Annotated in this window: 17 protein-coding genes; 12 read left to right on the forward strand and 5 right to left on the reverse strand. The window is 59.3% G+C overall.

Annotated elements, in window-relative coordinates:
• Nucleotides 1-317: 317 nt before the first annotated feature.
• On the forward strand, nt 318-1,175 hold the full coding sequence (locus tag CQ017_RS09255) for an NAD(P)H-binding protein (RefSeq protein ID WP_105553478.1): 858 nt from the start codon (nt 318-320) through the stop codon (nt 1,173-1,175).
• Nucleotides 1,176-1,299: 124 nt separating this feature from the next.
• Here the strand turns inward: CQ017_RS09255 and CQ017_RS09260 are convergent, their stop codons facing one another.
• Entirely contained in the window at nt 1,300-2,577 is a 1,278-nt protein-coding gene (locus CQ017_RS09260; RefSeq protein WP_096285538.1) for an FAD-binding oxidoreductase, read from the reverse strand.
• A 310-nt stretch (nt 2,578-2,887) separates the two neighbouring features.
• Between CQ017_RS09260 and CQ017_RS09265 the strand changes: the two genes are divergently transcribed.
• The gene (locus tag CQ017_RS09265) at nt 2,888-4,084 is read left to right on the forward strand and encodes a hypothetical protein (RefSeq protein WP_105553479.1); all 1,197 of its coding nucleotides are present in this window, start codon (nt 2,888-2,890) and stop codon (nt 4,082-4,084) included.
• 496 nt (nt 4,085-4,580) lie between these two features.
• Here CQ017_RS09265 and CQ017_RS18375 read toward each other — a convergent pair whose 3' ends face one another.
• Complete coding sequence (locus tag CQ017_RS18375; protein WP_258133566.1) at nt 4,581-4,778, reverse strand: hypothetical protein; 198 nt, start codon at nt 4,776-4,778, stop codon at nt 4,581-4,583.
• Between the two features lie 344 nt (nt 4,779-5,122).
• Complete coding sequence (locus CQ017_RS09275) at nt 5,123-6,307, reverse strand: histidine kinase (RefSeq protein WP_105553480.1); 1,185 nt, start codon at nt 6,305-6,307, stop codon at nt 5,123-5,125.
• Between the two features lie 312 nt (nt 6,308-6,619).
• Between CQ017_RS09275 and CQ017_RS09280 the strand changes: the two genes are divergently transcribed.
• The 5 genes from CQ017_RS09280 (at nt 6,620) to CQ017_RS09300 (ending at nt 12,160) form a co-directional block, all read left to right on the forward strand.
• Nucleotides 6,620-7,294 carry a response regulator transcription factor gene (locus CQ017_RS09280; RefSeq protein WP_105553481.1) on the forward strand — a complete coding sequence of 225 codons (675 nt, stop codon included), beginning with the start codon at nt 6,620-6,622 and terminating at the stop codon, nt 7,292-7,294.
• A 112-nt stretch (nt 7,295-7,406) separates the two neighbouring features.
• Nucleotides 7,407-9,959, forward strand: coding sequence for an ATP-dependent Clp protease ATP-binding subunit (locus CQ017_RS09285; protein WP_105553482.1), 2,553 nt, complete (start codon nt 7,407-7,409; stop codon nt 9,957-9,959).
• A 99-nt stretch (nt 9,960-10,058) separates the two neighbouring features.
• The gene (locus CQ017_RS09290; RefSeq protein WP_105553483.1) at nt 10,059-10,409 is read left to right on the forward strand and encodes a VOC family protein; all 351 of its coding nucleotides are present in this window, start codon (nt 10,059-10,061) and stop codon (nt 10,407-10,409) included.
• Nucleotides 10,410-10,486: 77 nt separating this feature from the next.
• Nucleotides 10,487-11,401: a hypothetical protein gene (locus tag CQ017_RS09295; protein WP_105553484.1), complete on the forward strand. Its 915-nt coding sequence runs from the start codon at nt 10,487-10,489 to the stop codon at nt 11,399-11,401.
• A gap of 108 nt (nt 11,402-11,509) precedes the next feature.
• Nucleotides 11,510-12,160, forward strand: a complete 651-nt coding sequence (locus CQ017_RS09300; protein WP_258133567.1) for an alpha/beta family hydrolase — start codon at nt 11,510-11,512, stop codon at nt 12,158-12,160.
• A 159-nt stretch (nt 12,161-12,319) separates the two neighbouring features.
• On the opposite strand, the gene CQ017_RS09305 is transcribed toward CQ017_RS09300, so the two are convergent.
• Nucleotides 12,320-13,042 (reverse strand): ATP-binding cassette domain-containing protein, encoded by a 723-nt coding sequence (locus tag CQ017_RS09305; RefSeq protein WP_105553486.1) that lies wholly within the window; start codon nt 13,040-13,042, stop codon nt 12,320-12,322.
• A gap of 13 nt (nt 13,043-13,055) precedes the next feature.
• Nucleotides 13,056-14,543 carry a helix-turn-helix domain-containing protein gene (locus CQ017_RS09310; protein ID WP_374954790.1) on the reverse strand — a complete coding sequence of 496 codons (1,488 nt, stop codon included), beginning with the start codon at nt 14,541-14,543 and terminating at the stop codon, nt 13,056-13,058.
• Between the two features lie 389 nt (nt 14,544-14,932).
• Between CQ017_RS09310 and CQ017_RS09315 the strand changes: the two genes are divergently transcribed.
• The 5 genes from CQ017_RS09315 to CQ017_RS09335 all read left to right on the forward strand — a co-directional run bounded on the left by CQ017_RS09315 (nt 14,933) and on the right by CQ017_RS09335 (nt 20,208).
• Nucleotides 14,933-15,475 carry a thymidylate kinase gene (locus CQ017_RS09315; RefSeq protein WP_258133568.1) on the forward strand — a complete coding sequence of 181 codons (543 nt, stop codon included), beginning with the start codon at nt 14,933-14,935 and terminating at the stop codon, nt 15,473-15,475.
• 9 nt (nt 15,476-15,484) lie between these two features.
• Nucleotides 15,485-16,087: a HutD family protein gene (locus tag CQ017_RS09320; protein ID WP_105553488.1), complete on the forward strand. Its 603-nt coding sequence runs from the start codon at nt 15,485-15,487 to the stop codon at nt 16,085-16,087.
• A 311-nt stretch (nt 16,088-16,398) separates the two neighbouring features.
• Entirely contained in the window at nt 16,399-17,700 is a 1,302-nt protein-coding gene (gene aceA, locus CQ017_RS09325) for an isocitrate lyase (RefSeq protein WP_105553489.1), read from the forward strand.
• Nucleotides 17,701-17,778: 78 nt separating this feature from the next.
• Nucleotides 17,779-19,416, forward strand: coding sequence for a malate synthase A (gene aceB, locus CQ017_RS09330; protein WP_105553490.1), 1,638 nt, complete (start codon nt 17,779-17,781; stop codon nt 19,414-19,416).
• A 339-nt stretch (nt 19,417-19,755) separates the two neighbouring features.
• Nucleotides 19,756-20,208, forward strand: a complete 453-nt coding sequence (locus CQ017_RS09335) for a hypothetical protein (RefSeq protein ID WP_105553491.1) — start codon at nt 19,756-19,758, stop codon at nt 20,206-20,208.
• The last annotated feature ends 79 nt before the right edge of the window (nt 20,209-20,287 follow it).

Consider the following 20,287-nt stretch of genomic DNA (forward strand, 5'->3'; position numbering starts at 1 on the left):
CACTAATCAAAGCCGCGACCAGCAGAATCTCAAGGACTGCAGTGCCTGGATGTACCTTACGAAAAATTGAAGACCGAATCTTCTTGCACCCTTCTATGGTGATCTATAAAGGCCGATCCAATGCGAACGCCCCTGCGACCCGCACTCCGCCGTCAACAAGACCGCGGCCCAAGGCACACAACCAGTCTATTTTATCGATTTATCCGCAACCGCGGACCACGTACCTCTTCATCAAGCACATAACCCGCCTTGCAAGCCCTAGGGTTAGTAGCAGGGCTCCACTAATGGTGCCATCCGACCAACAGAAGAGGCGCCGAATGAAGATACTGTTGATCAGCTGCGGAGATGTCGCCACCGAAGCAGGCTTACGCTTCCTGGCCGCGGGCCACCAGGTCACCGCATGGCGCCGAAACGGCGGCAAACTTCCGCCCTCTTTCACCGGACACAGCGTAGACCTTCTCGAACCAGAAGCCTGGCCGGAGATAGATCCGGAAACCGACATCGTACTTTTGACTCCGGTTCCCGCCACCCGAGATGTCGACGGATACGACCGGGGCTATCTGCAAGTAGCGCGTCGCCTCGTCGAGACGCTGGTCACCTCATGCCCCGGCCTACAACGACTTATCTACGTCTCTTCTTCCGCGGTCACCGGCGGTACGGAAGGCCAATGGGCCAACGAATCATCACCGCTAGCTCCGACTCGCCCCACATCGCAGATCCTGGCCGAAACCGAGCTGTTGCTGGCCGATAGTGGTCTGCCGCTAACGATTCTCCGAGCTTCAGGAATCTATGGACCGGGACGCACGCGACTGATCGATCTGGTGCGCAACGGGACCGCACGACTTCCCCGAACCTCTCATTGGACCAACAGAATCCACCGAGATGATCTCGCCGCGGCGATCGTCCACGTCGCCGCACTCGGAAATAGAGCCGAGAGCCTTTATATAGCCACCGACAGCGAACCGGCACAGCTTGCTGACGTATACCGCTTCCTCGCCGAAGAGCTCGAAGAAAAATCTCCCGAGATCGAAGCAGAAAGCCACGCTTCTCGTCGGTCTGCGGACCGCAGGCTGAACAACGCCCGTTTGCTCGCTTCTGGATTCATCCCCCGATTCCCTAGCTACCGCGAAGGCTACAAATCAATTCTTGCCGGCGACTCCACTCGCCACGAGTAACTGCCTGTCCGGCCCTCACGGCCTCGATTCCCGCCTCGCTGTAGGCGAGAGGACAAACACAAGGCTCGGCAAATGTCAGTTGAATGATTAGCCGAGCCCAGCATTTGCACCTATGCGCCCTGGTTTAGAACCCCTTGCGCAACGGATTGAAGTGACGTGCCAAGCTAGGCACCGTCTGGCCGGTAATCTGCGCGGCAAGAATTTTGCCGGTCAACGGGCCAAGGGCGACGCCCCACATGCCATGACCGCCTCCGACCGAGATACGCGAAGATTCGGTTTGGCCGACCAGAGGTAGCCCGTCCGCGGTGCATGGGCGTCCGCCCACCCACTCTTCCTTGCGATTCTCCCAATTGATTCCCTGGTATACCGGTGCGGCAGCGGCGACGATGGCCTCGATGCGCTTCGGCTCGAGTTTGTGGTTCACGTCCCGGAATTCCATGGTCCCGGCAATGCGGAAGCGATCTCCCAAGGGGGTGCAGGCCACGCGCTGGGCCGGGAAATAAATTGGGTGAGTTGGCATGTCTTCAGGCTCTACGGTGAAAGAATAACCGCGTCCCGCCTGAACCACCACGTTGACGCCAAACTTCTTGGCCAGATCTGTCATCCACGCGCCAGTGGCCATTACTACGTGATCCGCGGTGATCGCACGCCCCTCCGAACCAACCACGGTGACCGATGCACCGTTATCGCGCACGTCGGTGACGTTGAAGGAACCGATGATGTCGCCGCCACGGGCGATCACGGATTCCGCCAGCGAATCCATGAACTTAGGCGGGTTAATATAACGCTGGTTCTTGATGGCAATACCAGCCGCGACGCTGTTGGACAGCGTCGGTTCGATGGTGCGCAGTTCGTCACCACTCAACAGGTCGAATTCGACCTTGCCGCCGGTCTTGTGGATCATCTCAAATTCGTGCAGCAACCCTTCCCTGTCTTTAACGGACGTGAATCCGGCGAGGAATGGATCCGCGGGCTTGGTCTTTTCGGCTACGCCCGCTCCGGCCGTGGTGGCCTCTGCGATCTCGTCAAAGGAGTCCAGGCCGTTGGTGCCAATCTCGGAGAAGACGCGCATGGCCTGCTCCCACTTCTTGGGAGTGGAATGCCAAGTGAAACCGAGCAGGAAGCGCAAGAGCTTTGCGTCGGCCTTCAGCGGGATGTACAGCGGAGAAGCCGGGTCGAACATCATTTTCAGACCACTGGAGAAGATCGACGGTTCGGCGATCGGCAAGGTCAGTGCTGGGGTCAGCCATCCAGCGTTACCCCACGAAGACCCGGACGCTACACCGCCACGATCAACCACGGTTACTTTGACGCCGGCCTCTTGCAGGTACCAAGCCGTCGACAGTCCAACGAATCCGGCGCCAACAATAACAACATGATCCGGTGCTGGTGTTACCGCCATGGGCTACTCTCCTAGAACGACTTTTGAGGCCCGCATGCGGAGCCATATACCTTCACTCTCGCGCGAACAGAAAGGAAAATCAACGGGCACTGAGGATTCAACGGTGACCGCAACCACACAACTAAGTGATCTGCATTTTCTGCGGCAAGTCCACATGCTTCCCGTATAAAATACGTAGCTTTTAGGCTATCCCTGCGGTATCCCCCAGAGGTGGTTCTCCCAAGGATCGTCCGGCCTCGCCGGGCGGAGCGCCCTGCGTAGACTGGAAGTAACGACCTTTTCCCGCATAGCGAAGGAACAGCAGTAGATCATGGCATCACGTAAGCCCCCCAAGAAGAAGGCCTCCACAGGTCACCCAGCTCGACGTCCGGGAGGGAGCAGTGCCCCCTTCGAATCCGAGGTTCGCCAGGCTCTGCAGCCCTTCAAGTCGCAGCTGTTCCGCCACTTCCAAGAAGAAGACCAGCCGGCCAGCGAAACTCGCGCCGGCCTGGAGGGTTTGACTACCCTGCTGATCGCGCACGCGCAGTTGCGCAATAAAGTCGACGTGACCACACTGGACCCCACCGTTCTCGGTGAACAGCTAGGCCACCTTTCCTCACTGGGCAAAGAGGTCTCCGAAGCGAGCGCGGCGATCTTCAAGCATTACCTGACCTTCTTGGGCACCACTGCGAACTTCGGCGGTAGCGTCGAGGAATTCAAGGAGACCTTTGAATTCCTCTCCCGCATGGCCGGTGATTCGCCGATCGTGGTCCCCTTCATGGATGACGAAGAAGCTAACGCAGTCCTGGAGGCGATGCCATTCGTTTTCGCGGCACGTGAGCTGATCGAGTGGGTTGGAGACGGCAAGCCAAGCGACCCCTCCGGAATGATCAGCGGACAGACGCTCCAGGAAGCCGCCGGCGCGCTGGGACTCTTGGTCTCCGTCGATGAACCCGCCGCCCAAGGCACCAATGCCTGGGAACCCGAAGACGGCACAGTTGTTTCGGATCTTGCCTCCATCCCCCGACTCGCGGCCTACTGGGATGCCTTGATCGGCACCGCGATGCTTCGCTACAGCGCGCCGAATGCGGTCCCTACCGAATCACTGCGAGAGGCCCTGCTAGCCTCCAGCGGACCGGGTGCTCGTCTGGTCAAGGAACTCATCGCAGAGATCATCTATTCGCATGTGCTGATCACCACCTTGCAAATTCCCGGACAGGCACAGGTTGCCGAGATGGTTGCTGGGCTATTGACCCATGCGGCCTCCTCGAAGCCACCACGCACAGAATTCGCTCTGCAGATCCCTTCCGAAGACGATCTGCCTGTTGAGCAGCATCACCTCATCACGAGCCTCGAAGAGTCCGTCCCACGGGTTGAAGCGATCTTGCGGACCTTTGAACGCGAAGGAATGCTGAAACTTGAGGAAGAAATCACCGTCCCGGTGATCCTGCGCGCGGCATTGGAACGTGCGCTATCCAAGGTGTCGGATCACCTGCTGGAGAACGACCCTGTCGGCATGACTGAGTAACTGGGCCAAAACACCGGAGGGGTGAGAAACGCGATGCGTTTCCCACCCCTCCGGTGTCTAAGCACTGCGAAGCCTAGATGCTGCCCGTAGCGAATTCGGCCGCGTGGCGTGGAATGCGTCCGAACCACGCATCCGCGCCAGGCTTTCCCACGTTCACTACAAAGAATGACTCGTTTCGACCATCGGTGTTTACGATTGCGTCAACGGCAGAGTTGTCGAACCCGGCCATTGGGCCTGCTGCAAAGCCGACGGCCTGAACTGCCGTGATGAAATACCCGGCCTGCAATCATGCACTATGGTTGCCCACTGCTACGCGCATGCCCTGATCACCAAGCATCGCCTTGCATTCCGGGGCGTGAGGGAAGAAAGACGCGAACCCTTCGTGCCACTCGGTTTCGACAGAAAGGATCGCAAAGACCGGCGCATTCAGTGCCTTTTGCTTATTGGTTCCCGCCATAGTCTCAGAGATCTCTTGGCGAGCGTCCGCACTCTTCACCTAGGGGATGCGCATCGGCTGGTTATCCATGAGCGTTGGCCCCATTTTCATGGTCTCGTAGGTAGCTTCAAGCACTTCATCCGAAACCGGTTCATCGCTGAAGGTGTTTGCGTTGCAGGCTTCGAAAAACAGTTGATCCGCCGCTTCCGACCCAATGCTCAGCGATTCGCGGGGCTGGTTTTCAGCCTGAACCAACATGTGATGCCCACTCTCGAATGACAATAGGATTCAAGAGGCTTAGCAAGAAAGCTCGATGGGGTCATCCCGAAATCGGGGAGTGGTTTACAGCGCTCTGAGGCTGAAGGTGATTATAAAAGGTACGTCGCGCCACTAACGAACTCAGGCGTGCGATGGGGGCACAACGCCGAAGAAAGATCAGTTCATCCATGACGCAACGTACCTTTTAATCACTGCGGAACCCTTGATGATGCCACTCGCAAAACATCACCAATTTCCCTGCGGTGATCGGTCTTCACCGATACGTATATAACTTATCGCGATTACAAGAATTCCGAAATCATACTTAAGTAGGAGGGTAGGGCTCAGAAGGGGATGCTGGCACTAAGTATCCACTGATCGTTCACAACGCTAGTGCTGAACCGCCCACCGAAGGCATTCATGCGATCCTTCATACCGATCAGCCCGATTCCACCGCCGGAGAGCTCCTCTCTCGTGGAATGCGAATTCGGCATCTGATTAGTCATTTCAAGAACAGCATTCGGCCCTACGATCTCCAAACACATGGTGCAGGCTCCTCCCCGACGACCATGTTTGATGATATTGGTCGTCGCTTCCTGCATAACCCGATATAGCGCGGTCTGCGCAGATCTCGGGAGCGCCGAAATGTTCTCGCCCGTGTGAGATGTCACTTCAAATCCAGACTCATGCAATCGTTGAGAGAAGATCTCCACGCCCTGGACCGCATAAACAGTTGTCGCCGCCGGCTTGTCGACACCGGACCCAGGCGAGCCACTCATCGTTCCGTCGGTCCGCAAGACGTTTAGCATCAGGCGCAAATCATGCAATGTTTCGGTACTGAGCTTTGCGATGATGTCGATTGCCTCGATGGCCGCTTCCCCATTATTGGCGAACTTTGCAGCTTTGGACTGCATGGCCACAACGGTAATATCGTGCGCGACGATATCGTGCAGATCGCGCGCAATATTCTTGCGTTCGCGCTCAACGGCAATCCTGCTCTGCTCGCTGTTCTCCTGCATCTGCCGAATCGCATTTAGATTTCGTTCGCGCAAGTTGAAAATGCTGCGGGCCAGGATATAGGCCAACAGGGCAAGCGGAACGAAAATCACCAGCAAGATGGCGTCCTTGCCTGCCCTAACTCCGTATTGCCCCATCCACACGAATAGCATCACCAGATACCAGTTACGCACCAGTGAAGATGCAACCGTCGCCGCGAGAACACTGAAGATAACGAGCGAGAAGACCAGCCATAGCAAGAGGCCGCCATCCCAGAAGAAGAAAAAGAGCGTGGCTAGATACATGCCGAGCGAGGTGGCAACCCATCGCATTCCGATCGCCAACGAGGCGGACAGCAGCAACCCAACGGCCACCCCGCGAATAACGCTCGAGGACGAATTATCAATCCCGTCCTGAAGCAAGGTGTATCCCTCAGTCGCTGTAATGGCGACAAAGGCGAGAATACCCGTCCAGACGACAACGCCCCGACCAGCAAAAAGCTTAGTCAGGGCGGTTTTTATTCGCAGTCTCATATGCGGAATACTTTACCTGGTTGCGGGTAAAGTCAAATATGCCGCTAACCGCAAGCGTAGCCGTAATTCTCGCACACCCATTTAGAGAAGTCAGTGCCCCAACCGGCAGGATTCGCAACGCCCGATGAAGAATAGGTAGGCTCTGCCACTGGTGCCGCCATAGCAGGCGCGGCAAACGCCAACGGAGTTGCCGCCAGCGCGGCCACCGCCAAGATCTTTAAAGCTTTCATTTCAAACCCCAAACTCTTGAACTTATATACTTCGATTCATGCCAGGTTGGTTCTTGTGCCAACCACCGTTCAAAGGACTCCAATGGAACAGATTAAGGTGCTCATCGTCGATGACGAGCCGCTGATTCGGCATGCGCTTAGCACGATCCTAGCAACTGATCGTCGAATTGTGACCGTTAATACTCAAGAAAATGGTGAAGGTGCGGTTAATTATTGTGAAACAAATGATGTAGACGTTGTTCTTATGGATTTGCAAATGCCAATTATGGACGGGATTGAAGCGACCAAAATTATCAAGGCCGCCCAAAACAGCCCAGCAGTCCTTGCAATTACGGCCTTTTCGTCTGATGACTATCTAGTTCCGGTCCTCATGGCCGGAGCCAGCGGCTACCTCGTGAAGGACACTGAACCGGCCGAAATCATCGCGGCAGTCCATGCCGTTCACCAAGGTTCGGCGGCTATCTCCCCGTCGGTTTCTTCTGATCTAATCTCCGCTGTAAAAAACGTCTATAGTAAATCGCACGACATTGCAGGACTTATCGAAGATCTCGGACTAACTAATCGCGAAATGCAGATATTGGATCTTTTGGCAAAGGGATTCAATAATACGGAAATTAGCCGACAGCTCGTGATCTCCGAGGCGACGGTGAAAACCCATATGGCGAAAATCTTCATGAAGCTCGAAGTACGCGACCGTGTGCAGGCACTTGTGGCCGCAGCCAGGCTAGGACTCGTTGAGATCTCCCGCCAAGCCTAGAGTTGTGAACTCGGCCTCTTATTGTTGCCTTGACCGACATTGCGGGAATAGATTCGCTCGTATTACGTTGAACATGAGCATAGACCACTCAAGTTTCTATTAGGAGGCTCACTTGCCAGCATTTTTCGGCTCCTCGTCAGATGGCTCGTTCGAGGAATTCCTCTCCCGGTTCCTTTCCTCGCGCACCCAAGCCGCGCGACCCATCGACATTACCCGCCTGCTCTCGCAGCGCACCCACGAAGCAGTGTCCATCGCGGCTGCCTTCGCACATGAAAACGGTCATGCAGAAATCGACGCACTGCACCTGCTGGTCGCGCTGCTTCGCACCGAACCCGCTGGCCAGCACTTGAGCGCCATGGGCGTTGATCTGGAAGCCCTGGCCAAAGACGCCATCGAACGCTTGCCACGTCGGGAAGAAGCCACCGAGAAGCCCTCGCGCCTCTCCTCCGCCGCCCAGCGCAGCCTTTTCGATGCCTATCAGGTCGCTCGAAATTACGGTTCGACTTACATCGACCCGGAACACCTGTTCCTCGCCTTTGTCTTCTCCCCCGAATCTCCTGTGGGCGTGCTACTCGCGCAGCACGGTATCACCGGCCAGTCCCTGCAACAGGCAGCCATGGAGCAGGCCCAGCGCGCCCAGACGGGAGAGGCAGAGTCCGGCGAAGAGCAAGACGTCTCTATGCTGGAACGCTACGGTACCGACCTGACGGCGCTGGCCTCCGACGGCCAGATCGACCCGGTCATCGGCCGCGAGGACGAATTGGCCCAGACCATTGAGATCCTGGCCCGTCGAACCAAGAACAACCCGGTGCTCATCGGCGAGGCAGGCGTCGGCAAAACCGCCATCGCCGAGGGGCTCGCCCGTGCCATCGTTGCCGATGAAGTCCCGGAGCAGATCCGTGGCGTCCAGCTGATCTCCATCGACCTGCCCGGCATGCTCTCCGGCACCCGGTACCGCGGTGACTTCGAACAGCGGCTGACCGGCCTGCTCGAAGAGGTAGCCGACGCCGAGGGCCAAACACTGATATTCATCGATGAAATGCACCTCTTGGTCGGTGCAGGTTCCGGCGAGTCCGGAAATATGGACGCCGCGAATATCCTCAAGCCACGCCTGGCCCGCGGCGAGCTGCACCTGATCGGCGCCACCACCCTGGATGAATTCCGCAAGGTAGAGAAGGACTCCGCCCTGGCCCGCCGATTCGGCAAGGTCACAGTGGGAGAACCCTCTCAGGAAGTTGCGCTGGCAATCCTCGACGGGTTGCGCGAATCCTACGAAGACCACCACCAGGTGCAGTACACCCCGGAAGCATTGAAGGCCGCGGTCTCGCTGTCCGCACGCTATTTGACCGACCGGCGCCTGCCGGACAAGGCCATCGACCTGCTCGATATCGCCGGTGCCCGCAGGTCAATCGCCGCAGGCGGTACCGAAGACGTGCAGGCGCTGCGCAACGAACTGGTGGAAGCAGATCGCGATAAGGCCCGAGCCGTCGGCGAGGAACGCTTCGAAGATGCCGGTGCGTGGCGCGACCACATCGCAACACTTACCGAACGCATCGCCGCTGCCGAGCAGGCGGGAGACTCCGGGGTTACCCGCATCGTCGATGAGGCCCAGATTTCCGAGGTGATCTCCCGGTCTACCGGCATCCCGACCTCGCGGATCAACGGGGACGACAAGACCCGCTTGGCCTCCCTTGAGGAGCAGCTGCACGCTTCGGTCATCGGCCAGCATGACGCGGTGGCCGCGGTATCCCGCGCGGTACGCCGTAGCCGTACCGGGTTGGCCCCGGCACAGCGTCCGATCGGTTCCTTCCTGTTCCTCGGTCCCACCGGTGTGGGCAAGACCGAGCTGGCCAAGGCCCTGGCCAACAACCTCTTTGGCTCCTCCGAGTCGCTGGTGCGCATCGACATGAGCGAGTACGGAGAGAAGCACACGGTTTCGCGGCTCATCGGAGCCCCTCCGGGATACGTCGGCCACGACGAACCCGGGCAGCTCACCGAAAAGGTCCGCCGCAACCCGTATTCGGTGATCCTGCTCGACGAGATCGAGAAGGCCCACCCGGACGTGTTCAACGTGCTGTTGCAGGTACTGGATGACGGTCGGCTGACGGATACCGCCGGACGCACCGTGGACTTCTCCAACACACTGATCCTGATGACCAGTAACCTCGGCGGCGAACACCTCGCCAGCAAGGCCGGCAACTTCGGCTTCACCTCGATCAATGCCGGCAGCGAGAAGGCCGAAATTCGAGCCAAGGTAATGGGCAAGGTACGCGAGTTCATGCGTCCCGAGTTCCTGAACCGGCTCGACGAGGTACTGCTCTTCGGCAAGCTCAGCGAATCCGAGATCGCCCAGATCGTCAAGCTGGTACTCGATGAGACTCGCAAGCACCTGGCGGGGCAGGAACTCAAGCTCCACGTCACCGACGCCGCGATCACCTGGTTGGCAGCCGAGGGCTATGACCCGGAGTTTGGTGCCCGCCCGTTGCGCCGCCTGGTGCAGCGCAAGGTGCAAGACGCCATTGCCGATCTATTGATCGGCGACGAAGTCGCCGCCGGAGACACCATCGAGGTGGACTTCGCCGGAGGCCAGCTCTCGGTTGCCAAGCAGGTTCCGGCCGTAGCCGCGGAACCGGCTGCACCGGTTATGGACTACTTCGGCAGCTAAGACCCCATGAAAGCCAGACCCAACAGATCATCGCGATCTGTTGGGTCTGCTTTTCGTTTAAGTCTAGAAACCACTGCCGGCTCGCGGTAGGTTGAGCTCATGCCAAACATCGCCATGATCACCCTCGATGCCCTAGACGAAGTGGCTGCCGCCGAGTGGTGGCGGGAACGTCTCGGAGCCGAATACGCCGGGCAGTACCCGGGGTTCACCATGCTTACCGCCCCGGGCTTCAGCGCCAGGCTTGGATTCCAGAAGGTTGGGTCGGTCTCCGCTGATAAGAATCGAGTGCATCTCGATCTAGAGGCCGACGGCGACCGCGAACAATCCGTGGCCGGCTTTGTGGCCGCTGGCGCGGTCTTGGTTGAAGAACACACCGAGGATCCTAGCTTTGGGTGGAGCGTACTGCGCGATCCCTTCGGCATTACCTTCTGCCTTTCCGACCCACACTAAGTCACACGCACTACCGAAACTTGCTGAGCGAATTTGCTTCGATAGACTGATATTTACTCGAGTCTCCGGAGGTTCTCATGCGCTTGCGCGTAGTTTTCACCGCGGCGCTAGCCGCCTTGGCGCTGACCGGTTGCTCGGTTCAAGCAACCCCACCGCCCGGCGAAACTGCAGGTGTTCCGGCTTCGGCCACGACGTCATCACCTTCGCCAAGCCCGAGCCCCGCTGCGGCCGAATCCTCAGCGACGCAAGACTATGATCCTGCGCGCGGCATAGACGCTAGCGGACAGGACTGGGCCGATTCCAAGATCCAGGCCTGGTTGGATAACTCCGGCATCAAGTCGGTCAAGGGTTTTCTCGGTGCCTACAAGCTCATGAATTCGTGGGATTCACCCAAGCCCGGGCATCTGTCCATTCATCTGGACAACTCATACCGTTTTAATCAGGACGGATCGGCCGAAAGCCATGAAGTCTCCACGGACGAACTGCGATTTATGGGGCGGATCATGTTCGAAAGCATCGGCAAAAAATCCCCGGAGCTCGAATCGGTCACCTTTGCCACGGAGAACAAGCAGCATTCGGGCACCTTCTCGCGTGCCCGCACCGGAGCGGACCCGGCTGACCGGGAGGCTTGGGCCGAGGAAAAGTACGTGCAGTGGCTCGAAGCAATGAATGATACCTACGAGTCATTCTGCTCGGCGAACATCAAGAAGATCGAAACCTATCGCGACTGCATTCCCACCGATCCCCACGCCTACATCGATTCGGTCTCTTCCCCGGCAATTGGCGAGCTAGTCGTCACCCTCGCCCCGGGGATCTGGCAGGGGAACACCTACGATACCGATTCGATACCCGGCGTCGACTTCGTTTCGGGCAACATGATGCTCAAAATCAACAGCAAAGCCCACGGACCGGAGCAGGTGGAAACTCTCACCGTCAAGGTGCAGGGAACTGAGGAAACGAGTACCGAACACAAATCAGAGTGGACCCAGTAGGCGTTTGGTCAGTGACGGGCCCCGGCCCGCGCATACGAGCCAAAGTGGTGAACACCCGGTTCGTGGAACCGAACAACAAGACTTAGCCTTGAAGGCATGGACCAGGAAATGAGAATCCCATGGGAAAGCGGAACCCTCACCGCCATCGTTGACCACGCGGAGCATCCCAGCGCTTTTCTGATTCTGGCTCATGGATCTGGAGCGGGCAAAGACCACGACTTCATGTCGGGGTTTTCCCAAGCAATGGCTCAGCGTGGAGTATCGGTATTGCGTTTTAACTTCCCCTATATGGACGCCGGGAAGAAGTTTCCTAATAAGGCTCCCGTTGCCCTAGCGGTGTGGAAACACGTCCGAGAATGGGCCGGCACCCACCTGACAGGCGACCTACCCGTTTTTACCGCCGGGAAATCCTTCGGCGGGCGAATGGCGTCTCTGGCGGTTGCCGAGGACATGCCCACCGAAGCGCTCATTTTTCTTGGGTATCCCTTGCATGCACCCAAGAAGGAAGAAAAGCTTCGCGACGAGCATCTCTACCCGCTGAGCACACCGATGCTTTTCCTCGAAGGAACCCGTGATCCCTTCGCGAACCCGGCAATCATCTCTCGCGTAGTCGCAGGGTTGAACGCCGACTGCGAACTTATCTGGTTCGAGGGCGGTGACCATTCATTCAAGGTTGCCCGTTCCGGTCGCAGCGTCGCCGAGGATGGCGCACAATTGACCGAAGCCACCGAGAAATTCATTCGAAGGCACCTGAACTGATGTCTGGCACATCGCAACACAAAAACAGACGGTATCCGAATGACTGCGTGTACCTTCGGGCAAGGCCAGAACCCCCAGTCGTTTCGGTCCCTGGATCACCAAGCCCCCGGCGGTGATCACCATCTGTTTCACCATCATCGGTGCAGCAATTCTGCGCGGTTACTCCGTCTCCGGCGAGCCGAGGAAAGCGTCCGGATCGGTGAAGAATTCCCGCCAGTTTCTGACCAGTTCCAAGTGGTCGTATTCGCGCTCGCGGAACCCCCAGGAACCGACCTCCAGTATTCGTGCTCCGGGGAAGGCGGCCAGTACCGGGGAATGGGTGGAGATGAGCACCTGCGAGCCGCGCTCTACGATCCCGCGCAGCCGCTCGATCAACTGCACGCTGCCGGTTAGGGACAGCGCCGACTCGGGCTCGTCGAGGACCCACAGCCCTTTGAGCCGGATCCGTTCCTCGATGAGGTCCAAGAAAGATTCGCCATGGCTGCGCTCATGCAACGCCGATCCCACTCTCGATTCCTCCAAGTACGTGTAGAAAGAGTGCATGGTTTCGGCACGCAGAAAGAACCCCTTGCGTGAGGCGGCAGCACCACGGTGAAGTTTCAGCAGCTGCGAGAGGGTGGATTCAGAGGCCCGGGTGGCATGCATGGCGCCGGTGGATCCGCCCTCGGCGTTCAACCCGTACGCGATGGCCAGAGCTTCGAGCAGCGTTGACTTGCCGACCCCGTTCTCCCCCACCATTACGGTCACCGCTCCCAAGTCCAGGCCTTCGAGCAGAAGTTGGCGTACCGGCGGCATCACCATAGGCCAGTGCGCGGGCAACTCGGCATTCGGCTCGCTTGCCTCGATCCGACGCACCGGCAAGAACAAATCGCTTCGATTCATCGCCACTTATTGGCTATCTCTGCTGCTGCAAAAAGCGGTAGACCTCGGTCTCATCCACGCCGGGGAAGGCCCCGGTTGGCATGGCGGCCAAGAGGTGGGTGTTGGCGCGCGTCGAAGGCCATGCGTTGCCGAACCACTCGCTGGACAGCTCGGCCGGTGGACGCCTGCAGCAATTTTCATCTGGACAGGTCGACTGGCAACGCTCCTTGGTGTCGCGGCCGCGGAACCATTTCACATGCTCAAAGGGAACGCCTATGGACAGTGAATACAATCCCGAGGAGTGCCGCTCGGTCCGCGCGGTGCACCAATAGGTCCCGTTGACCGTGTCCGTGTACTGCTCGAAGGAGCGGAACTTATCCAGCTGGTCAAAGACCACGCGGCTGGTCCAGTAGCGGCAGATGCTCTGCCCTTCGATGGCGCCGGTATGGTCGGCAGGAAAATTCACCCGGTCATTCTCGTAGGCCTTGTGCAGGATGCCCGATTCGTGGACCTTCTGGAAGTGGCAGGTCATGCCCAGATGCTCGGTGGCGAGATTGGTGAACCGGTGCGCCGCGGTTTCGTAGGAAACCGCAAAGGCATCACGCAGATCCTCAATGGCCAGTTCCCGGTTGGCCTTGGCCCGGCGCAGGAATGCCGTGGTGGATTTCTCCGGCATCATCAGCGCCGCGGCGAAATAGTTTGTGGCGACGCGCTGGTCCAGGAAGTCCGCATAGCTTGTGGGTGCCTCATGCCCGAGCAGGTAGTGGCCCAGCGCCTGCAATAGCACCGAGCGCGGATCATGCTCGGAGCGGCTGGTCTGGGTCAGATAGATCCTTTTGTTCTTCAGATCCGTGACCGAACGGGTCGAGTGCGGGAGATTTCCCACGAACCGGAGGCTGAAGCCGAGATGCTCGGCGATATCCGCCGCGCGATGGTGCGAGAGCGGGCCTTCGTCGTGGCCTACCGCCGCGAGCACCTTGGCCGCTTCCTGCTCGATTTCCTTGTAGTAGTTGTTGCGTTGGCGCATCTCTTGGCGCAATGCCGTGTTGGCTCGACGAGCTTCCTCGGGAGTTGCCGCCTGTTCGTTGAGCCGGCGCTCCAATTCATGCTGCAGGCCGACCAGGGATTCCAGCACGTCCATCGGCAACCGCGTGCCGACCCGCACCGTGGGCAGACCCAATGCCTCGTAGAGCGGGCCGCGTTGGGCCCGTTCCAAATCGATTTCCAGCGCCGCGCGACGAGTGGGAGGCTCCGCACCTAGTAGATCATCAACACCTACCTGCAACGCCCTGGCCAGAGACTTCAGCAGGGAAAGCTTCGGTTCGCGTTTGCCGTTTTCGATCAGCGACAGCTGGCTCGGCGCCGTATCGACCAAGGTTGAAACGTCGTCCAGGGTCAACCCCTGGGATTTGCGCAGGTGGCGGATCCGCCGGCCGAGCGCGAGCGTGTCCAGGGCGGCGTCAATTCCCTGATCGGTTTCCGGTTCTTGCGATGAGCTTCGATTCCATGTGGGTGCAGTCACATTCATAGCCTAAGCGAAGAACAGGTAATTTTTCTAGAAATTCGGTAAAAATCGCGTCGATAACGTCGTTTCGTTAGCTTACGCGCCAAAGTTTTCGGCTTCTTCGCTTTCACCGCTGAGTTCTGTTTTCGCCCTTGCCTGGGATGGCCACTCCGGTTACCGCCGTTGAACCGCGTCCCGCACAAGCAGCCTTCATGAGATTCACATCGAATTTTCAGCCAGAAATTGGTATCACCACGGCGTTGCCACTCGTTATACGTTTCGAGCACACTGTCCATCCACCAATATTCGAAGGGAGCCGCAAGATCGCCTCCATTGCCATTAGACCCATCACGCCTGCCGTTCGAGCCCCCGCCGAGGATTCCTGCCAGGCCCTGATTATTCTGGGCATGGACGGTGCGGGGAAAACCACCACCATCCGCGAACTGGTGCGCAGCTTGGAGCTCCGTGGCCAAGCTGCCCAAAGCCTGGCAAACCCTGCCGGGCGCCGCTGGCTGACGCGTGCGGAACAAAAGCTCGGGCTCACTATGCCAATAGCCCTTCAGGACGCGATGGAGACGATGATCCGCACCGGCAACATCGCCTTGAACGCTAGGCGAGCCGCGCTGTTCCCGGGCGTGACCGTGATGGACCGCCACCTCTTTTGCCAGCTTGCGCTGCGCAGCATCCGCCAGTTGCCGCACGGACGCTTCCTGACTTGGCTGGCCCGGAACAGCGTGCAGCGGGCGCAGGTGGTCGTCCTCGACGTCGACGTGCGCACCGCTCATGCTCGCATCCTTGCGCGCGGCGAGGATTCGGAAACCTACGCCTTCTTGCATGCCAGCCGGGCAGAGTATCTGCGGCTTGCGGCAACCCACGGCTGGCCCGTCATCGATGCCACGCAGAGCACCGCGCGGGTGGTCGATGAGCTGATGACCCTCTTGGAGAAGTAAACTCGAACCATGAGTGAAGCTCCCCAGCAATTCCTGCCAGGTTCCATCACCCCGCTTGCCCAGAGCAGCAAGAAGCAGTGGGAGCTGGGCCAGATCCGCCAGATCTGCGCCGGTGAATTGACTGACGGCGGGCAGCTCACCGCGGCATCCCAAGATTCGGGCAGCTGGCAACTTTCGATTCGCTCGATCGAAAAGGCCGGGTCCTTCCACAACGCGGGGACCTCGCAGGTGCTCACCCTGCTAGCCGGAGATTTTCTCCAGCTCGACGTCGACGGGCAGGCGCAAGGCCTGGAACCGCTGCGCCCGCTGAAAATCGAGGCAACGCTTCCGGTCTCCACCAGCCAGCCCGCACAGGAGCTGCTGGTTCTGCATCTGCTCACCCGGCCCGAGCGGGTACGCGGCACGGTGCGCATCGTTGAGCTTTCCAAGAAGCGCGAGCAGTACCTCTTCGATGGCCAGCTGGGCATCATGCTGCAGGGCAACGGCGTCCTGACGCTGCACGGCGAAGAGCGCAAGCTCGAACTGCGCGATACCGTCATCGGCGGTGATACGGCCGAACCGACGATCTCCGGGCGCGGATTCATGGCCGTCGTTTCGCTAGACCTGCCGTAACCGCCATAGATCGCACACACCTGGTTTGGCTGCCTTTGGCGCGCCCAAAAACCCCAAACCACCACCACTTCATTCCTCAAGAAAAACACTTCTTCAGATTACGAAGTCTCCAAATCAACCATTTCTGCCATTTTTCACTTATTCACGCGAAGAAACCTACTTTTTTCAGCTTTCTCGAAGAACCGGGAATCTTTCCCTCGAATACCCCTATTCGCCCCCTTGCATCTACGGAAAAGTAAGTGTCACGAAGAAGTTCACCGCATCTCTCCGATTCGGGCGAACACCAACATGTGGGCGAAGGGGCCAGAACAATGACCGAGCAGAATTCGATCGACAACCGCATCGCAACTATCGAAAACGATTGGGCGAACAACCCACGCTGGAACGGGACCACCCGCGACTACAGCGCAGCCGACGTCGTGAAACTGCAGGGCCGGGTTCAGGAAGAGCACACCCTGGCCAAGCGTGGCTCCGAGAAGCTGTGGAAGCAGCTGACCGAAGAAACCCCGACCGGCGGCTACACCAACGCACTGGGTGCGTTGACCGGCAACCAGGCGGTCCAGCAGGTCAAGGCCGGCCTGCGGGCCATCTACCTCTCCGGTTGGCAGGTCGCCGCGGATGCAAACATTTCCGGCCAGACCTACCCGGACCAGTCGCTCTACCCGGCCAACTCGGTTCCGCAGGTCGTACGCCGCATCAACAACGCGTTGCTCCGTGCAGATGAGATCGAATTCTCCGAGGGCATCCAAAGCGTCGAGGACTGGATGGTCCCGATCGTCGCAGATGCCGAGGCAGGATTCGGCGGCCCGCTGAACGCCTACGAGCTGATGAAGTCGATGATCACCGCCGGTGCCTCGGGAGTCCACTGGGAAGACCAGCTGGCTTCGGAAAAGAAGTGCGGCCACCTCGGCGGCAAGGTGCTGATCCCTACCCAGCAGCACGTCCGCACGCTGAATGCGGCCCGCCTGGCGGCCGACGTGGCCGGCACTCCCTCGGTGGTCATCGCCCGCACCGACGCCGAGGCGGCAACCCTGATCACCTCGGATGTCGACGAACGCGATCAGCAATTCATCACCGGCGAGCGCACCGCGGAGGGCTTCTATAAGGTCCGCAACGGCATCGAACCATGCATCGCCCGCGCCAAGGCCTACGCTCCGTACTCCGACCTCATCTGGATGGAAACCGGAACCCCGGACCTGGAAATGGCCCGCAAGTTCGCCGAATCGGTCAAGGCCGACTTCCCGGATCAGATGCTCTCCTACAACTGCTCGCCTTCCTTCAACTGGAAGAAGCACCTGGACGACGCGACGATCGCCAAGTTCCAGCGCGAACTCGGCGCGATGGGCTTCAGCTTCCAGTTCATCACGCTGGCCGGCTTCCACGCGCTGAACCACTCGATGTTCGACCTCGCCGAGGGCTATGCCCGCGAAGGCATGAGCGCCTACGTCGAACTGCAGGAGCGCGAATTCGCCTCCGAGTCCCGCGGCTACACCGCAACCAAGCACCAGCGCGAAGTAGGCACCGGCTACTTCGACGCGATCGCCACGGCATTGAACCCCAATGCCTCCACCCTCGCTCTGGTCGGCTCCACCGAAGAAGGCCAGTTCCACTAACTCGGACCCCAGCGGTCCGGACGGTGGGGCCGGCAATGACGCCGGCCCCACCGCCCTCAAACTTTTAAGGAAAAGATCATGCCAACCCCCACCTCCCTGAACCCGATCCAGATCACCGCTACCCCAGTGCGCTACCAGGAGCAGATCCTCACCGCACAAGCCCTTGAATTCATCGCCGCCCTGCACCAGGCGTTCGAAGGCCGCCGCGCCGAGCTGATGCAGCGCCGCCAGCTGAATCGGGCGCGCATCGCCAATGGCAAGGACCCGAAGTTCCTGGAGGAAACCCGCCACATCCGCGAAGATTCAAGCTGGCAGGTGGCCCCGATCGCTCCGGGCCTGGAGGACCGCCGGGTGGAGATCACCGGACCGATCGAGCGCAAGATGGCGATCAACGCGTTGAACTCCGGCGCGAACGTATGGCTGGCCGACATGGAGGACGCCTGCTCACCGACCTGGCAGAACGTGATCAAGAACCAGGTGAACCTGCTGCGCGTGCTGGACGGCGAGCTCGACTTCACCGCCCCGGACGGCCGGGACTACAAGCTGCACAGCTACGAGCTGTCGCAGCTGCCAACCATCGTGGTCCGCCCGCGTGGGCTGCACCTGCCGGAGAAGCACCTGCTGATCGACGGGACGCCGATCGCCGGCGCCTTTGTCGACTTCGGCCTGCACTTCTTCCACAACGCCCAGCGGCTGATCGATTCGGGCCGCGGCGCCTACTACTACCTGCCGAAGCTGGAGAACCACCTGGAAGCGCGGCTGTGGAACGACGTGTTCCTGCTGGCCCAACAGCTGCTGGGCATCGAACGCGGCACCATCCGCGCCACGGTGCTCATCGAGACCATCACCGCGGCCTTCGAGATGGAGGAGATCCTCTACGAGCTGCGTGAGCACTCGGCCGGGCTGAACGCCGGACGCTGGGACTACATCTTCTCGATCATCAAGAACTTCCGTTCCCGCGGCCCGCGCTTCGTCTTCCCGGACCGGGACCTGGTGACCATGACCAGCCCGTTCATGCGCGCCTACACCGAGCAGCTGGTCCGTGCCTGCCACCGCCGCGGCGCCAGCGCCATCGGCGGAATGAGCGCCTTCGTGCCTAGCCGCAAGGACGCCTCCATCAACCAGCTCGCCTTCGCGAAGGTCTCCGAGGACAAGTCCCGCGAGGCCAACGACGGCTTCGACGGCTCCTGGGTGGCCCACCCGGACCTGGTGCCGGTGGCCCGCGAGGTGTACGACGAGGTTTTGGGCGCCAACGCGAACCAGATCTCCCGGACCCGCGAGGACGTGGAAGTTTCCGAAAGCGAGCTGCTGAACGTGGCAGGCCTGGAGGGCCGGATCACCGAGCGCGGGATCCGCGAGAACATCGAGATCGCCATCCGCTACATCGAGTCCTGGCTGCGCGGCAACGGCGCGGTGGCGCTGCGCAACCTGATGGAGGATGCGGCCACCGCGGAAATCTCCCGCTCCCAGCTGTGGCAGTGGATCCACCAGTCGGCCATCACCGACGAGGGCGAGATCATCACCCGCCGCTGGGTGCAGGATCTGGCCGAAGAAACCATGGAGCGGATCGAGCGCTTCGAGGGGGACCGCTTCGAGCAGGCGGTGGAGATCTTCGAGGCCAGCGCGCTGCGCGACGACTTCCCGACCTTCCTGACCAAGAACGCCTACCTGCGCTACCTGGACACCCCGGCTCCGGCCTACGAGATAGCGGGCTAATCCAGGACACCAACTCGGCTGCACGCGCCTGAACTCAACAAGCGAAGCGGTACGGCCACGAATAACGGCATTCATCGGATGGTAACCAGCCCATCCGGGGGATGCCGTTTTTCGTGCCCCGTAGTTGCCACGCCATGCTAGGCATTCACCGCTCGACCTCTGGCGCTTCTCGTTCGCAAAGCGGAATTGAAATCCGAAAATGAGTTGATCATCGCGTTCCAAGCAGCTGGAATTCCATATGACCTTGCGAAGGACGCGGCGTGGGGCATCATGAACATCATCATCTAGTTGATACCAGCCAGATGGTAAGTTAGACGTTTTAAATGGTATGGAGAATTTGTGGCTGAAACTACCGACGACGATAAACCTTTGAACAAGGCCATCGCGATTTTCTGGGTGATACTGGTTCTCTTTGCAGTCTTGGTGTTCATCTCGCTTCCGCTTTCGGCGGGCATCGGAAGTTCAATTTTGATTTTTGGAATGGAACAAGTTCGTCAAGATATTGCTGGTTGGTTCGTTTACTGGGCGATGGGCACGTTGATTGCGACTGCGATTGTCGCCGGAATCATTGAAGCTGTACTCAAGTCGAAACTTCCAGGCAACAAGCCTCTTCGAGAAGCCGCATCATGGTCCACCGGATTTGTTGTCATGACTGTTTGCTACTCGGGGTTTTTCTACTCTTGGGTGGCTTGTGTGGTTGCTTCAGCAGTCTCAGCATTGTTGTTCATCTTGTTGCTGTGGATCGTCAAGAAGTTTCCTGCACCTAGGCGACCCACGTCGCAAGCGGACTGAGCACTACCAATGTACGGCCACGAATAACGGCATTCATCGGATGGTAACCAGCCCATCCGGGGGATGCCGTTTTTCGTGC

This window comes from Arthrobacter sp. MYb224, from assembly GCF_002975455.1.
Lineage (GTDB): Bacteria > Actinomycetota > Actinomycetes > Actinomycetales > Micrococcaceae > Glutamicibacter.

What these genes read in the sequence shown, in the direction of transcription:
- CQ017_RS09290 (WP_105553483.1), top strand. Translation starts at nt 10,059, where the DNA reads ATGCCAAACATCGCCATGATCACCCTCGATGCCCTAGACGAAGTGGCT.
- CQ017_RS09315 (WP_258133568.1), top strand. Translation starts at nt 14,933, where the DNA reads ATGGACGGTGCGGGGAAAACCACCACCATCCGCGAACTGGTGCGCAGC.
- CQ017_RS09265 (WP_105553479.1), top strand. Translation starts at nt 2,888, where the DNA reads ATGGCATCACGTAAGCCCCCCAAGAAGAAGGCCTCCACAGGTCACCCA.
- aceA (WP_105553489.1), top strand. Translation starts at nt 16,399, where the DNA reads ATGACCGAGCAGAATTCGATCGACAACCGCATCGCAACTATCGAAAAC.
- CQ017_RS09280 (WP_105553481.1), top strand. Translation starts at nt 6,620, where the DNA reads ATGGAACAGATTAAGGTGCTCATCGTCGATGACGAGCCGCTGATTCGG.
- CQ017_RS09305 (WP_105553486.1), bottom strand. Translation starts at nt 13,042, where the DNA reads ATGAATCGAAGCGATTTGTTCTTGCCGGTGCGTCGGATCGAGGCAAGC.
- aceB (WP_105553490.1), top strand. Translation starts at nt 17,779, where the DNA reads ATGCCAACCCCCACCTCCCTGAACCCGATCCAGATCACCGCTACCCCA.
- CQ017_RS09320 (WP_105553488.1), top strand. Translation starts at nt 15,485, where the DNA reads ATGAGTGAAGCTCCCCAGCAATTCCTGCCAGGTTCCATCACCCCGCTT.
- CQ017_RS09255 (WP_105553478.1), top strand. Translation starts at nt 318, where the DNA reads ATGAAGATACTGTTGATCAGCTGCGGAGATGTCGCCACCGAAGCAGGC.
- CQ017_RS09295 (WP_105553484.1), top strand. Translation starts at nt 10,487, where the DNA reads ATGCGCTTGCGCGTAGTTTTCACCGCGGCGCTAGCCGCCTTGGCGCTG.
- CQ017_RS18375 (WP_258133566.1), bottom strand. Translation starts at nt 4,778, where the DNA reads ATGTTGGTTCAGGCTGAAAACCAGCCCCGCGAATCGCTGAGCATTGGG.
- CQ017_RS09260 (WP_096285538.1), bottom strand. Translation starts at nt 2,577, where the DNA reads ATGGCGGTAACACCAGCACCGGATCATGTTGTTATTGTTGGCGCCGGA.
- CQ017_RS09275 (WP_105553480.1), bottom strand. Translation starts at nt 6,307, where the DNA reads ATGAGACTGCGAATAAAAACCGCCCTGACTAAGCTTTTTGCTGGTCGG.
- CQ017_RS09300 (WP_258133567.1), top strand. Translation starts at nt 11,510, where the DNA reads ATGAGAATCCCATGGGAAAGCGGAACCCTCACCGCCATCGTTGACCAC.